The organism is Vibrio sp. 970 (assembly GCF_033339075.1).
In genome coordinates this window covers 1-571 of record NZ_JAWOTW010000621.1, presented here as the reverse complement: position 1 = coordinate 571, position 571 = coordinate 1, and the positions used below count along the sequence as shown (strand labels likewise).

General features: G+C 48.5%; 1 protein-coding gene. It reads right to left on the bottom strand.

The features are described from left to right. Window positions 1-14: 14 nt before the first annotated feature. Window positions 15-571 (bottom strand): extracellular solute-binding protein (locus R7Q11_RS28230; protein ID WP_225467234.1); only part of this gene is annotated, 557 nt, incomplete at its 5' end.

Below are 571 nucleotides of genomic sequence, written 5' to 3'. Positions count from 1 at the left end.
CCTACAGTTAACGCCTAATTAAGCAGCCAAGTATTGAACTCTTCATTCAACTCATCGGCATAATCAGACCACCATTCGTCGTTAATCAAAAACGCCGTTTTAAAGTTCTGAGGCGCGGTCGGCAGGTTCGCCAGAATCTCTGGGCTTACTTCTGCGGAAGAAGACTTACGAGTTGGGCCATACGCGACGTATTTAGCTTTATCTGCCAAAGGCGTAGTACCCGAAGAAAAAGCAATGAAATCGAGGGCAAGTTTGGTATTCGCGCTTCCTTTAGGAATGGCCCAGCCGTTCATGTAACCCATTTGGTGATCCCAAATGATGCGAAATGGTTGGCCTTCATCTTTACGCGCGTTGTGTATCCGGCCATTGAAAGCAGACGCGATTACCACTTCTTTATCTGCCAACATTTGTGGTGGCTGCGCACCTGTCGTCCACCAAAGCACTTGCGGTTTGATGGTGTCGAGTTTGGCAAAGGCGCGTGCTCGCCCCTCTTCAGTTTCTAGTAGGCGGTAAACTTCGTCAGGTTTAATGCCATCGGCCAATAATGCCCATTCAAGGTTACCTTGAGGTT